The sequence below is a fragment of the Bradyrhizobium sp. BRP23 genome, from assembly GCF_020194135.1.
GTDB lineage: Bacteria > Pseudomonadota > Alphaproteobacteria > Rhizobiales > Xanthobacteraceae > Bradyrhizobium > Bradyrhizobium yuanmingense.
The window spans coordinates 372,877-387,753 of record NZ_JADYVW010000006.1 but is presented as its reverse complement, the minus strand read 5'-3'; the positions used below and the strand labels follow the sequence as shown (position 1 = coordinate 387,753).

Annotated in this window: 8 protein-coding genes; 1 reads left to right on the top strand and 7 read right to left on the bottom strand. The window is 64.7% G+C overall.

The features are described from left to right. Nucleotides 1-66 precede the first annotated feature (66 nt). Entirely contained in the window at nucleotides 67-231 is a 165-nt protein-coding gene (locus tag I6F24_RS19315) for a DUF3309 family protein (protein WP_009798696.1), read from the bottom strand. A 179-nt stretch (nucleotides 232-410) separates the two neighbouring features. Between I6F24_RS19315 and I6F24_RS19310 the strand changes: the two genes are divergently transcribed. After that, nucleotides 411-728: a polyhydroxyalkanoic acid system family protein gene (locus I6F24_RS19310; protein WP_036007246.1), complete on the top strand. Its 318-nt coding sequence runs from the start codon at nucleotides 411-413 to the stop codon at nucleotides 726-728. 2 nt (nucleotides 729-730) lie between these two features. Here I6F24_RS19310 and treY read toward each other — a convergent pair whose 3' ends face one another. The 6 genes from treY to I6F24_RS19280 are packed head-to-tail and all read right to left on the bottom strand — an operon-like array spanning nucleotide 731 to nucleotide 14,731. Further along, nucleotides 731-3,517 carry a malto-oligosyltrehalose synthase gene (gene treY, locus I6F24_RS19305; RefSeq protein ID WP_225149140.1) on the bottom strand — a complete coding sequence of 929 codons (2,787 nt, stop codon included), beginning with the start codon at nucleotides 3,515-3,517 and terminating at the stop codon, nucleotides 731-733. 1 nt (nucleotide 3,518) lies between these two features. After that, nucleotides 3,519-5,270, bottom strand: coding sequence for a malto-oligosyltrehalose trehalohydrolase (treZ, locus tag I6F24_RS19300; protein ID WP_225149139.1), 1,752 nt, complete (start codon nucleotides 5,268-5,270; stop codon nucleotides 3,519-3,521). Then, nucleotides 5,267-7,345 (bottom strand): glycogen debranching protein GlgX, encoded by a 2,079-nt coding sequence (gene glgX, locus I6F24_RS19295; RefSeq protein ID WP_225149138.1) that lies wholly within the window; start codon nucleotides 7,343-7,345, stop codon nucleotides 5,267-5,269. The genes treZ and glgX overlap by 4 nt, the downstream gene beginning before the upstream one ends. Before the next feature lie 3 nt (nucleotides 7,346-7,348). Continuing rightward, a complete protein-coding gene (gene glgB, locus I6F24_RS19290; protein WP_225149137.1) occupies nucleotides 7,349-9,487 on the bottom strand; it encodes a 1,4-alpha-glucan branching protein GlgB in 2,139 nt (712 codons plus the stop codon). After that, on the bottom strand, nucleotides 9,480-12,773 hold the full coding sequence (gene treS / locus I6F24_RS19285; protein WP_225149136.1) for a maltose alpha-D-glucosyltransferase: 3,294 nt from the start codon (nucleotides 12,771-12,773) through the stop codon (nucleotides 9,480-9,482). Before treS ends, glgB begins: the two co-directional genes overlap by 8 nt. A gap of 11 nt (nucleotides 12,774-12,784) precedes the next feature. Then, on the bottom strand, nucleotides 12,785-14,731 hold the full coding sequence (locus I6F24_RS19280; RefSeq protein ID WP_225149135.1) for a maltotransferase domain-containing protein: 1,947 nt from the start codon (nucleotides 14,729-14,731) through the stop codon (nucleotides 12,785-12,787). Nucleotides 14,732-14,877 lie beyond the last annotated feature (146 nt).

Here is a 14,877-nt window from a genome sequence, read left to right as displayed (position 1 = left end):
TGTTTCGTTCGAGCGAAGTGGTGGGCACGGCGCGTTGCGCCTTTGCCCATCCTACGAAGTCTGCATCTAGATCCTTCCCATCAGGATCAGGATCAGCAGAATGACGATGACGAGCCCGAGGCCGCCGCCGCCGTAATAACCGGTGCCGTAGAACGGCCCGCCGCCGATGCCGCTGAAGCCGCCGAGCAGGGCGATGATCAAGATGATCAGAATGATCGTGCCGATTGACATGCGAATCTCCTCCAGCCCTTCGTAAGAAGGGTCATTGCAACCTGTCCCGTTGTGCGGGAGCAACTTGCCGCAGGTTGTAAAGTTCCGGCTTTGAAACACGGCCGGGGGATCAACTTGCATGGAACCTTTGTTGGTCGACCCGGCATGATTATGTGACGTCAGTCAGAAGAGGCAGGACCATGTCAGCACCGCTCGTCGTCTCGATTCCGCATCGTCTCGGCCGTGAGGAGGCGGTGCGCCGGCTCAAGACGGGGCTCGGCCGCGCCGCGGCGAGCATTCCGGTGATGCAGGTCGAGGAGGAACGCTGGAGCGGCGACACTATGGCCTTCCGCATCCGCGCGCTCGGCCAGGTCGCGACGGGGCAGGTCGATGTCGGCGACGATCAGGTTCGGGTCGAGGTGGTGCTGCCCTGGCTGTTGCAGCGCTTTGCCGAGATGGCGCAGGCGACGATCAGGAAGCGCGGCCAATTGCTGCTGACCAAGGACGGGGAGAAGTAACTTCAGGCGCGCACGCGTTGCCGCGGCGCCCTGACGGCGTTCGCCGTTCGGGCCGCGATGACCAAGGCAGGACAGTCACGGAAGGCCTGCGCGAGCGGCAAGTCGTTGCCGGCAAGGCCGGGCACGGCATAGCCCGTGATGTCGATGGTGGCGTCGATAGCTTCGGGTGCGGGCCATTCCCGGCCGGCTTGGGTGAACGGCGTGAAATGACGGCCGACGACGACGATCGCGGCGGCGCGGCCATGACGACGCGCGAAGGCGATGACATGGTCGGCATGGGCGCCCCGTACCTCAAGCGGCTGGTAGTCGCCCTGCGCGAAGACGTCGGCCAGCTCGTTGCGCAGCTTGAGCAGATGCCGCGTCCAGGCCAGCTTGAGCTTGCCGTCCGGCCAGCTCTTGATCAGGCCGCTCCAGTCCGGCGCTTCCAGTGATGTCAGCGCCGCGTGGCGTGCGGCGAAGTCGACCGGGCGGCGGTTGTCGGGATCGACCAGCGACAGGTCCCAGAATTCGGTGCCTTGATAGAAGTCCGGCACGCCCGGCAGCGTCGCCTTGAGCGTGAGCTGGCTTAGCGAGTTCAGCGTGCCGAGCAGCGCGACGCGGCGCGCCAGCGTCTGCAAGGCCTGAAGGAATTCCGCGGACTGGTCGGGGTCGAGGATCTTCGCGATGAAATCGCGGATCCCGTTCTCATACGCTTCATGAGGGTTGAGCCAGCTCGTCTCCTCCTTGCCTTCGCGCGCGGCCTTGAGGGCATAGGCCTGGATGCGCTCGATGAAGCCAGCATCGGCCGGCGCTTGAACCGGCCAGACACCGAGCAGGGTCTGGTAGAGCATGTATTCGAACGTCGCCGACGGCGCGCGGAAATTGCCGTGCAGCGTGAGGTGCGGCGCGTTCAGCACCTTCCAGCGCGCCACTGCGCTGGTCCATTCACCGGGAATCTCGCTGAGCGATGCGATGCGCGTGCGCGCATCCTCACCACGCTTGGTGTCGTGGGTGGCGGTTGCGGTCATGCCTTGCGGCCATTCCCTGGCGCGGGCCAGCATGGCCTGGTGGAAGGCGGGAATGCTGAGGCCGGTGCTGGCGGGGTCGCCGCCGACCTCGTTCAGCGCCAGCAGCCGGTGGAATTGATAGAACGCGGTGTCCTCCAGCGACTTTGCCATCATCGGGCCGGTGAATTGCTGCACCTTCAGCGCGAAGCGGCGCACGCGCGGGGCGCTGTGCGGCGGGCGGCCCGGCTTGAGCAGGTCCATGGTCAAGGCATCGCGCAGGAAGTCGAAGATGCCTTCGTCGGCGGCGAACCAGTCGCGGCGGGCGCGCGCGATGGTGTCGTCGATCAGCTTGCGGTCCGCTGCGGTCGGGCCACTATGCGTCAGGTAGGTACGATAGACCGGGAAATGCAGCACATAGAGCTCGAGCGCCTGCCGCAGGCTGTCGGCCGAGAAGTCGCGCGTCGAATAATGGCCGTTGGCGATGCGCGCGAGCAGGCGCGTCAGCACGGTGAACTCGCTGGTGAGCAGCGTCTCCAGCACCCGCCGCTTGGCGTCCTTGACGTAAGGCACAAGCCGCGGCGGCCGGTTGCTGATCTGCCGCCAGGTCTCGTCCAGCGCCTCCAGTCCCCTGGGATCGACCAGCACGTGGGTGATGACATTCATCCACTCGTAGCCGGTGGTGCCCTGGACGCCGGCGAAATGCGGCAGGCGTTCGTGCTCGCAGAGGATCTTCTCGATCACGGTGTAGAAGGGCTTTGCGTTGCCCTGCGCGTCGCGCACCAGGCGGCGCAATCGCTGGCAATACTGGGCCGGGTCACGCAGGCCGTCGATGTGATCGAGCCGGATTCCCTGCAATTTGCCGTCGGCGATGAGCTGCTTCACCAGCCGGTGCGTAGCGGCAAACGTGCTCGCGTCCTCGACGCGCAGGCCGGCGAGGCCGTTGACGTCGAAGAAGCGGCGATAATTGATGTCGCTGGAAGCAAGCCGCCAGTGCCCGAGCTTGTAGTGCTGGCGCTCGAGGAGATGATGCAGCGTCAACGTCTGTGCCGGGCGGTCCTTGCCGGCGCGATAGGCGGCAAGGCCGCGCTTGATGATGTCGGCGGCGCCTGCGATCTCCTTGAGCTCGGACTTGAAGCCGGGAGCTTCCTTGCGATTGGGGCGCCGCAGCCCTGTGGTGCGGGTCGCGAGCGACAGCAGGCGCTTGCCGGGCTCCGTTTCCGCCGCGTCCGCCTCCTTGACGACAATCCGCAGCATCTCGCCATAGCGCTCCGGCGCGATCGGTAAGCGGTGCTCGAAATACCAGGCGGAAAAAGTTCCTTCGTCGGGGTCGTAGCGCAGCTCGATATCGCCGCGCTCCAGCGCCTCGCCGTAGGACGCGCCGAGGATCGGCAGCAGCACGCCGCCGCGGGCGCGGTAGGCCAGCTGGTCCCAGTCGATGTCGAAGGACGCCGCGTGCGGCGAGGCCTGGCCCCATTCCAGCACGTCGAGCCACCACGGATTGTCGGCAAAATGCACGCCGACATGGTTGGGGACGAAATCGATGATGAGCCCGAGATCGTGCTGCTGAAGCGCCTGGCTCAGCCGCGCAAAGCCGGTCTCACCGCCGAGCTCGGGATTGAACTGGCCGTGATCGACCGTGTCATAGCCATGGGTCGAGCCTTTGCGGGCCTTCATCACTGGCGAGGCGTAGAGATGGGTGATGCCCAGCGCCTTGAGATAAGGAACGACCGCGGCGGCCTTGTCGAAATCGAAATCCGCGGTGAGCTGGAGCCGGTAGGTCGCGAGCGGAATGGCGGGAGGCATTCTAACCTCCGAGGCGCCAAACCACCGACCAGGGCGTGAGCCGCTCGCCGGCTCCGCCGCCCCAGATCGGCGTGCCCGCGCTGACGCTGGAGGTGATCTCATGATCCGACAGGTTGGCGACAAGACGCAACGTGGTGCCGTCGCCCATGCGCCAATGTGCGGTGACGAGGCCGTTGTCGGCCGCCTCGGCATCACCGAAGCTTGCGCCCTTCAGCCGCGGCACGATCTGCTTGCGACGGACGCCGAGCAACTCACGCACCAGCGCGAGCCGCGCATCCTGTTGCGGCGTGCGGCCGGTCCAGTCGAGCACGGCCGATTGCAGCGTTGCCGGATCGAGCGGGTCGGGCACCTCGTCGCCGTATTTCTCGTAAGCCCAGGCATATTCGCGCTTGCGGCCCTTGCGCACGGCATCGGCGAGTTCGCCCTGGAAATCGCAGAAGAACGGGAAGGGGACCGTCGAGCCCCATTCCTCGCCCTGAAACAGCATCGGCACCATCGGCGCGAGCAGGGTGAGCGCGAGCGCGGCCTCGATCTGCTGTGGCGATGCCAGGCTTTCCAGCCGCTCGCCCAGCGGGCGATTGCCGATCTGGTCGTGGTTCTGCAGGAAATTGACGAAGGTCGCCGGCGGCAGCTGGCCGCTCGGCTCGCCGCGCGGCTTCTTGCCCCAGAATTCCGAGATCTCGCCCTGATAGACGAAGCCGGAGGCGAGAGCGCGTGCCAGATCCAGGCGCGGCGTCTGGTAATCGCCATAGTAGCCGGCATGCTCGCCGGTCAGCATCACGTGCCAGACGTGATGATAATCGTCGTTCCACTGCCCGCGATATTTGCCGTTCGGCGGCTCCTGCGCGGCATCGAGCAGGCTGGCGCGGTTGTCGCCGTTCTCCAGCACGAGATGGATGTGGCGTCCCGTGGCCTTGGCGAGCTCGCCGGTGGCAACGCTGAGGTCCTGCAGCATGGACTGCTCGCCCGGGACAGCCATGATGTGGTTGGCGGCGTCGAGTCTGAGGCCATCGAAGCGGTAGTCGCCGAGCCAGGACAGCGCATTCTCGACGGCGAAGGCTCGCACCTGCGGCACGCGATAATCGATCGCGCTGCCCCACGGCGTGTGCGCATCGGTGAAGAAGGTCGGCGCGTAACGGCCGAGATAGTTTCCTTCCGGGCCGAAATGATTGTAGACGACGTCGAGGAACACCATCAGCCCGCGCAGATGCGCCTCGTCGATCAGCGTCTTCAGGTCTTCGGGCCGGCCATAGGCGCTGTCCGGCGCATACCACAGCACGCCGTCATAGCCCCAGCCGCGGCGGCCTGCGAAATCGGCGAGCGGCATCAATTCCACCGCATTGATGCCGGTCGCGGCGAGGTGATCGAGCTTGTCGATCATGGCGCGATAGCTGCCTTCGGACGTGAAGGTGCCGACATGGGTCTCGACCAGCACCGTCTCTTCCCAGGGACGGCCGCGCCAATCGCGTGCGCGCCAGACGAAGGCATCGTGATCGATCACCTCGCTCGGGCCGAACACGTCGTCGGGCTGGAAGGCCGAAGCGGGATCCGGCACGTCGATGTCGTCGTCGATCCTGAACTTGTACTTGCTGCCAGATGACAAGCCGGCGATCTCGGCGACGAACCAGCCATCCTGCCGGCGCTGCATCGCGTGCCTGCGGTCGAGCAGGAGATCGACGCGGCGCGCGGCCGGCGCCCACAGCCGGAACGACACGCCGTCCTTGGTCGGCCTCGCCCCGAAGGATGGCCTCATAGTGCGCCTGCGAAGGCGAGCATGGAGCGCGGCGGCGCCTTGCTGTCGCTCCCGGGCAGGAAGTCGATCGTATTCAGCTTGGCATCGGTCGTGTTCAGGATCTGCTGCCAGCGCTTGTATTCGGTCATTTTGGGCAATTTGAATGCGATCTCTTCGGGAGCGGCGTTCAGTACGATAAAGATCGCAGCGCCGCCCGGTTCCATCGGGCCCATCACATAGGAGAGAAACCGCCCATCCGGGAATGTCCAGTCACTCTCCGTCATCTCGTTGCCGGCGGGCGTCAGCCACAATGCGCCGTAGGAGACGCCGTCCTTGGGGCGGCCGTCGAGCCAGCGATGGCTGCGCAACTGTGAGAAACGGCGGCGGATGTCGGCGAGATGGGCAACGAAGTCGATCATGTCGTCGCCGTCCTTGCCGAGATTGTCCCAGCCGACCCAGCCGACCTCGTTGTCCTGGCAATAGGCGTTGTTGTTGCCAGATTGCGAGTTGCCGACCTCGTCGCCGGCGAGGATCAGCGGAACGCCCTGGGCCAGCATCAGGCAGGCCAGCACGTTCTTGCGCAGCTGGCGGCGCAGGTTGATGATGCCAGGATCATCGGTCGGGCCCTCGACGCCGCAATTGTTGCTGTGATTGTCGTTGGAGCCGTCGCGATTGTCCTCGCCGTTGGCCTCGTTGTGCTTCTCGTTGTAGCTGAAGAGGTCGGCGAGCGTGAAGCCGTCGTGGACGGTGATGTGGTTGATGCTGGCGCGCGGCCGCCGTCCGTCGTGGTTGAACAAGTCGGAGGATGCGGTCATTCGGCTGGAGATGTCGCCGATCAGGCTGCCTTCACCGCTCCAGTAGCGGCGCATGGCGCTGCGATAGCGGTCGTTCCATTCCGACCATTGCGAGGGAAAGGCTCCGACCTGGTAGCCGCCGAGGCCGAGGTCCCACGGCTCGGCGACGAGCTTGACGGCAGCCAGCACCGGATCCTGCCGGATCGCGGTGAGGAACGAGCTGCCGCGGTCAAAACCGTTCGGCCCGCGCGCCAGCGTGGTGGCGAGGTCGAAGCGGAAGCCGTCGACATGACAGACCTCGACCCAGTAGCGCAGGGAATCCATCACCATCTGCAGCACGCGCGGATGGGCGAGGTTCACCGACGAGCCGCATCCGGTGAAGTCGTCGTAATAGCGCGGGTTCTCGCGGTTCAACCAATAATAGGAGGCGTTGTCGATGCCGCGATAGCACAGCGTCGGACCGAGATGATTTCCCTCGGCGGTGTGGTTGTAGACGACGTCGAGCATCACCTCGATGCCGGCATCGTGCAGCCGCGCCACCGTAGTGCGGAAGGAATCGAGTGCGTTGTCCTGGGCGTAGCGTGGCTCAGGCGCAAAGAACGACAGCGTGTTGTAGCCCCAGTAATTGGCGAGCTTCTTTTCCACCAGGATGCGGTCGTCGACGAAGCTGTGCACCGGCAGCAGCTCGACCGTGGTGACGCCGAGCTTCTTGAGGTGCTCGATCATCGCGGGCGATGACAGGCCGCCATAGGTGCCGCGCAGATTCGGCGGAACGTCCTCGCGCTTCTGCGTCAGGCCCTTGACGTGGGCCTCGTAGATGATCGTGTCTTCCCAGGGAATATTCGGCCGGATCTCGCGGCGGCCCCAGTTGAAGGTCTCGTCGACCACGACGGCCTTGGGCATGCCGCGCGCATTGTCGCGCCGGTCGAAGGACAGGTCCTCGCGCGGGCTTCCCGTGCGGTAGGCGAAATGCGCATCGCTCCAGACCAAGCGCCCGGCAAGCCGCTTGGCGTAGGGGTCGAGCAGCAGCTTGTTGGCGTTGAAGCGATGGCCGTGCTCGGGCTCGTAGGGGCCGTGCACGCGAAAGCCGTAGAGCTGGCCCGGCGCGACGTCGTTGAGATAGCCGTGCCAGACATCCTCCGTCTTCTCGGGCAGCTCGATGCGCTCGAGCTCGCGGCGGCCTTGGGTGTCGAACAGGCAGAGCTCGACCTTCTGCGCGTTGGCGGAGAACAGCGCGAAATTGGTACCGCGTCCGTCCCAGCTTGCGCCGAGCCGTGCGGGCGATCCGGCAGTCAGGCGCATCGATCAGCTTTCCGGAACGAGAAAGATCGCAGCCAGCGGCGGAATGGTGAGGCGCAGCTCGCCGCCCTCGGCATGGACCTCGCCGACATTGCCGACATTGCTGCCGCCGTAATGGGCGGAATCGGAGTTGAGAACTTCCTTCCACTTGCCGCCGAAGGGCACGCGAACGCGATAGTTCTGGTAGACGTTAGGCGAGAAGTTGACGATGACGAGACACCGCGCGTGCTCGTCGAATCCCTTGCGCAGCCAGGCGAAGACGTTGCGGTTGGCATCATCGGTGATCAGCCATTCGAAGCCGGCCTGCTCGCAATCCATCTGGTGCAGCGCCGGAACCGCGCGATAGAGCCGGTTGAGGTCGCGGATCAAGGCCTGGACGCCGGAATGGACCTTGTATTCGAGCAGGTGCCAGTCGAGCGACTGATCGTGATTCCATTCGCGGCTCTGCGCGATCTCGGCGCCCATGAACAAGAGCTTCTTGCCGGGGTGGCCGAACATGAAGCTGTAATAGGCGCGCAAATTGGCAAAGCGCTGCCACTCGTCGCCGGGCATGCGGCCGAGGATCGAGCGCTTGCCGTGCACGACCTCATCATGCGACAGCGGCAGGATGAAGTTCTCCGAGAACGCATAGTGCAGGCCGAACAGGATCTCGCCGTGGTGATGCTTGCGGTGGATCGGATCCTTGCTGATGTAGTTCAGCGTGTCGTGCATCCAGCCCATGTTCCACTTGTAGCCGAAGCCGAGCCCGCCGAACTCGACCGGGCGCGAGACTTGGGGCCAGGCGGTGGACTCCTCGGCGGCGGTGGTTGCCTGCGGGAAGCGGGCGAAGACTTCCGTGTTGAAGCGGCGCAGGAAGTTGATTGCCTCGATGTTCTCCCGCCCGCCATATTGGTTCGGGATCCAGGCATCGGGCGGCCGGCTGTAGTCGAGATAGAGCATGGACGCGACCGCATCGACGCGCAGACCGTCGATGGCGTAACGCTCCATCCAGAACAGCGCATTCGACACCAGGAAGTTCGTCACTTCGGTGCGGCCGTAATTGTAGATCAGCGTGCCCCAGTCGAGGTGGCGGCCCTGCAGCGGGTTGGCGTGCTCGTAGAGCGCGGTGCCGTCGAAATGGCCGAGCCCGTGCGGATCGTCGGGGAAGTGGCCCGGCACCCAGTCGAGCAGCACCCCGATGCCTTCGCGGTGGCAGGCATCGATCAGGGCGGCAAAATCCTCGGGGCCGCCGAAACGGCTGGTCGGCGCATAGAGGCCGGTCGGCTGATAGCCCCAGGAGCCATCGAACGGATGCTCGTTCACGGGCAGGAATTCGAGATGGGTGAAGCCCATGTCGCGGGCATAGGCCGGCAGCTGCTCGGCCAGCTCGCGATAGGTCAGCCATTCATTGTTGTCCTTGCGCCGCCACGAGCCGAGATGCACCTCGTAGATCGACATCGGCGCCGACAATGCGTTGACGCCTTCAGGCGCCGGGCGCGGTCGCGGCAGGCGCGCTTCGTCGAACACGATCGAGGCCGTCTTCGGCCGCAGCTCGCTGGCAAATGCCATCGGATCGGATTTCAGCGGCAGCAGATGACCATGCGGTCCGACGATTTCGAACTTGTAGTGATCGCCGGCCTTCGCATGCGGGATGAACAATTCCCAATAGCCGTTGCCGCGCACCCGCATCGGATGGCGCCGCCCGTCCCAGTAGTTGAAGTCGCCGACCACGGAGACGCGCCGCGCGTTCGGCGCGAGCACCACGAAGCCGATGCCGTCGACGCCCTCGAGCCGCATCGGATGCGCGCCGAGCTTGTCGTAGAGGCGCTGATGGGTGCCTTCGCCGAGCAAATAGAGGTCGAAATCGGTCAGGATCGGCGGAAAACGGTAGGCATCCTCGAACTCGACCACGTCGTTGCCGAACTTCGCGCGCAGCTGGTAGTGCTTCGAGCCGTTGGGCAGGGCGCCGATGAACAGGCCGGAATCGTGGACGCGATCGAGCGGCGCGACCTCGCCATGGTCGCCGACTGCCTCGACATTGGTGGCCTCGGGCAGAAACGCGCGGACAACGCTCTTTCCGCCCTCGGGATGCAGCCCGAGATAGTGGAAGGGGTCGGAGTGGCGGCCTTCGATGATCGCATAGGCTTCTGCAGGCAGTTTAGGCATGGGCTTCGCTCTCGGCACTTGACAGAATGCGAAGCAGTCCGGTCAGCGGCGCATGGAGTCCCTCAGGCCGGCGGGACAGCTCGTACTCTACGTCGTGGAACGCTCGATCCAGCAGGAAAAATCTCAACAGGCCTTCCGCGCAGGACCGATCGTCCGGCCACAGCCTCCGATCGGTCATGGCTTCGCGGTAGGCGGACAGGAAGGTCGCGGTGGCGCGCTCGCGCCATTCGTCGAGGGCGGCCGCGAGCCGGTCCTGCTCGTCGGAAGCACCCGTGAGCGCGCGGCTCAGCGCCACGTTCACAGAAAGGTCGATGGAATGGATCAGGCCGGCGACGTCGCGCGCGGCCGGCGCCTTGCGGCGCTTGTTGGCCAGCGGCACACGCGGATCGCCGTCGAAGTCGATGATGAAGATATCGTCCTTCACGATCAGAGTTTGCCCGAGCCGGAAGTCGCCATGATGACGGATGTTCAACCCGCCGATCTCGGATGGCAAGAGCGCATTGAGGCGGTCGAACAGGTCCGCGCGTGCAGCGATGAGCCGGTCGATCAGGGGCCGGTCCATCTCCCGCAGCCCGTCGCGGCTGTCGGCAAGCAGCTCGAGAATCCGCTCGGCACGCGCCTTGAGGTCGGAGAGCGCAGCCTTGATCTGGGCGGAGTCGATCGGCTCCGGGGCGAGATCGGCGGGCTCTGCCGCGGTGAGAGCGACATGCAGCTCGGCGAGCCGCCGGCCGATCTGCGCGATGAAATGCAGATAGGGCGCCTGCTCCTGGGTTTCGCGCGGCATCTCATCGGCGGGCGCCACGCGCTGCTCGTCGATATAGCGGTCGAGATATCCGGTCGTCACGGTCCAGCCGTCGCCCTGGTTCTCGACATAGGCATGCAGCACGCCGAGCGCGCTGCGCTGGTTGCCGTCGACCAGCTCGACGCTGCCGAGCAGCGCCGGCGTATTGGCAAAGCGGGCGACCTCGGTGAGATAGTAGCCGATCTCGATCTCAGGGCTGATGCCGCTTTCCAGCCGCCGATAGATCTTGGCAACGTACTTGTTGTCGACCAGCGCGGTACTGTTCGACTGTTCGATGGTGCGGATGCGTTCGGGCTCCTTGATGGTGTAGTCGGCGAAACGGCTGGTCGCCTTGAACTCGAGCCGCAGATTGTTCTCGTCCACGACCAGGTTTTGCGACAGCCCTCGTAAGAACAGACCGATGAAGATCTGCTCGGTCGCGACGTCGAGGAGCGTGCCTTCGCGTGCGCCCTGGCGGACGGCGGCGAGCGCCTTCGGGTTGAAGCGTTCGCGGTCGAAACGCACCCATTCGATCTGCATGGGCATCACGTACCGCGTCGTCACCTCGTCCCGCGTCGTCTCGAAGAACGCGATCCAGGGTCTGTTGTCGCCGATGTCGCTGAACGGCACCGCCGAGGTCAGCGTGGTCCGGATGTGCTTGGGATTGTTCTCGGGATACCAGCGCGTCCGTGACAGGAAGCCCGGCAGCACGTCGCGCTCGAACACGCCGCGCTCGCGGGCGAGCGAGACCCAGTTCGAGTTCACCGGCACGACCAGCGTCTCGAATTCCGGCACCGCGCGCGGCACCACCGGCTCGGACTTGTCGCGCTCCTGCAGCTGGAACCAGTAGAAGCCGTACGGCCCCAGCGTGATCATGTAGGGCAATTCGCCGATGGCGGGAAAGCGCGTGCGGCCGAGCATCTCCTGCGGGATGCGGTCCTTCCACGGCGACAGGTCGAGCTCGGTGGCCTGCGCGGCGCGCGACAGATTGGCGACGCAGAGGATCACCTCGTCGCGGTATTGGCGGACATAGGCGAGCACGGCGCGGTTGGCCGGGCGGATGAAGGTCATGGTGCCGCGGCCGAAGGCGAGCGTCGACTTCCGCACCGAGATCAGCCGCTTGGTGGCGCTGAGCAGCGAGGACAGGCTGCGCGACTGCGCCTCCACGTTGACGGATTCATAGCCGTAAACGGGATCCATGATCAGCGGCGCGTAGAGGCGGGCGGGGTCGCAGCGCGAGAAGCCGCCGTTGCGGTCCGGGCTCCACTGCATCGGCGTGCGGACGCCGTTGCGGTCGCCGAGATAGATGTTGTCGCCCATCCCGATCTCGTCGCCGTAATAGATGATCGGCGTGCCCGGGAACGACAGCAGCAGCGAGTTCATCAACTCGATCTTGCGCCGGTCGTTGTCCATCAGCGGCGCAAGGCGCCGGCGGATGCCGACATTGATGCGCGCGCGGGGATCGTTGGCGTAGGTGGTCCAGAGATAGTCGCGCTCGACGTCGGTGACCATCTCCAGCGTCAGCTCGTCATGATTGCGCAGGAATAGCGCCCATTGGCAGCTCGCCGGGATATCCGGCGTCTGGCGCAGGATGTCGGTGATCGGGAAGCGGTCTTCCTGGGCGATCGCCATGTAGATGCGCGGCATCAAGGGGAAATGGTAGGCCATGTGGCACTCGTCGCCACGGCCGAAATATTCCTGCACGTCCTCCGGCCATTGATTGGCCTCGGCCAGCAGCAGCTTGCCCTTGGAATACGCGTCCAGCTCCTGGCGCAGGCGCTTGATGATCGCATGCGTCTCGGGCAGGTTCTCGTTCGAGGTGCCCTCGCGCTCGCACAGATAGGGAATGGCATCGAGCCGGAAGCCGTCGACGCCGGCATCGAGCCAGCGCTTCATCACCTGGATGATGGCGCTGACAACGCGCGGATTGTCGAAATTGAGATCGGGCTGGTGCGAGAAGAAGCGGTGCCAGTAGAACGCGCCGGCCTCCGGATCCCAGGTCCAGTTCGACTTCTCGGTGTCGGTGAAGATGATCCGCGTGCCCTGGTACTTCTGGTCCGTGTCGCTCCAGACATACCAGTTGCGCGCGCTCGAGCCCGGATGGCTGCGCCGCGCGCGCTTGAACCATTTGTGCTGGTCCGAGGTGTGGTTGACGACGAGCTCGGTGATGACGCGCAAGCCCCGCTTCTGCGCTTCCTGGATGAACCGCTTGAAGTCCTTCATCGTCCCGAAATCGGGATTGACCGCGCCGTAATCGGCGATGTCGTAGCCGTCGTCGCGGCCGGGCGAAGGGTAGAACGGCAGCAGCCACAGCGCAGTGACGCCGAGCTCCTGCAGATAGGGCAGCCGCTCGGTCAGGCCGGCGAAGTCGCCGATGCCGTCATTGTTGCTGTCGGCGAAGGCCTTGACGTGGAGCTGGTAGATGATGGCGTCCTTGTACCAGAGCTCATCCACGATCTCGGCAGCCTCAGCCTTCTTGGTATCGACGGAAGACAGAACATTCATGGCGTGACCCCTTACGCCAGGCAGCGGAACAGAAGTGCCGGATCGCGGTCGGGATCGATACGCAACTTGATGCCGCCCCATTCGATGCGAGACTGTTCGCCGGTGAGGAGGTTTTCGAGTGTCGTCACATGGTGACGCCGTCCTCCGGCGTCAACTGTGAGATCGCCGAGCGGCAGCCAGCATTCCCGCACGTGGCGCGACAGCGCGATCACGACGACGACAATGTTGGCCGGATCGGCCGTCTCCTTGGCGAAGGCGATCGTCTCACCGTTCTCGATGGCCAGGAAGCGCAAGTTCGCGGTCTGCTGGAGCGCCGCGTTCTCGTTGCGGATGCGGTTGAGCCCTGCGATGTAGGATTTGATGTTGCCCGGTCTGTCCCAGTCGCGCTGCCTGATCTGATACTTCTCGGAATCCAGATATTCTTCGCGGCCGGGAATGGCGTCATGTTCCAGCAGCTCGAATCCGCTGTAGATGCCGTAATTGCCCGAGAGCGTTGCAGCCAGTGCGATCCGCGACTTGAAGGCCCAGGCCTCTCCGCTCTGCAGGTGAAAGGGCAAAAGGTCAGGCGTGTTGACGAACATGTTCGGACGGTAGAAATCGCGTTCGGGATAGCGCGTCAGCTCGCCGAGATATTGCTCCAGCTCCCACTTTTCCGTGCGCCAGGGAAAGTATGTGAAGGACTGCGAAAAGCCGAGCTTGGCGAGGCCCTTCATCAGCTTTGGCCGTGCATAGGTCTTGGAGAACAGGATCACGTCGGGATGACGGCGGCTTATATCGCGGATCAGCCACTCCCAGAACGCGAGCGGCGCGGTGTCGTGATTGTCGATGGCGAAGATGGTTACACCCTTGTCGATCCAGAACAGCATGGCGTCGCGAAACGCATTCCACAGCCCGACGCGATCGACCGAATTGAAGTCGGGGATAACGATGTCGGAATAGGGGCCGTCCGCCGTCTTCACCGAGCGGTCGGGCCGCCATTTGAACCATTCCGGATGCTGCGTCAGCCAGGGATGATCCGGCGAGCACTGCACCGCGAAGTCCAGCGCAAGCTCGAGCCCATATTCAAGACATGTGGCGACCAACGCGCGGAAGTCCTCGATCGTGCCGAGCTCCGGATGCAGCGCATCGTGGCCGCCCTCGGCCGAGCCGATCGCATAGGGCGAGCCGGGATCACCTTCACGGGCCACCGGCGCATTGTTGCGGCCCTTGCGGCTGGTCTTGCCGATCGGGTGGATCGGCGTGAAGTAGAGCACGTCAAAGCCCATCGCGGCGATGTCAGGCACGCGCGCGATGCAGTCGCGCAGGGTGCCATGCCGGCCCGGCAATGCGCTCTGGCTGCGCGGCATCATCTGATACCAGGTGCTGAAGCGCGCCTTGTCGCGGTCGGCGGCTAGCGGGAAGAATGGCGAACGCGTCAGGTCCGGCCGCGACTGGCTCTCGGCCATGGCTTCGCCGAGCTCGGTTGCGAGCAGCGAGGTGATGTCGCCGTTCCTCAAATAGTCCTCGCACTGCCTGATGATGATTGCTGCGGCGTCCTGCCGCGCGCCATGCGCCTTGGTCAAAAGCCCGGCGCCCTCGATCGCATCGAGGCTGACATCGGCCCCGGTGCGCCGCTTTCGCGCGGCGGCGTGCGACCAGGTGGCGAACTCGTCGGTCCAGGCTTCGATCGCGTAGACATATTGGCCGGGCTCGGGGGGCGTGAACGCGCCGGACCAGCGGTCATTGCCGTGATGGGTCATCGGCTCGCTCCGCCATTCGCGCTCCTGCTCTCCTCGCCAGATCAGCGCGGCTGATATCACGGCTTCGCCATCGCGGTAGATGTCGGCCCAGACCTCGAACGGCTCGCCCGCGATCCGCTTCACGGCGAAACGGCCGCCGTCGATCGCGGGATAGACGTCCTCGATCAGGAAAGCGCTGCCGGCCGCGGCACTCTCGACAGTTTGAATTGTCTTGTTCACGGTGATGCCATTGACAAGAAAGCAGGAGCCCGTTTCCCTTGTCGGGAACCCACGCTTGGTACCATGATAGAAAGCCGCTTGTGTGTCATTGGTTCCCTCGGGAACGGCAAGCGCAGTTTGCGAGTTACCCCTGACTAACCTCTTCC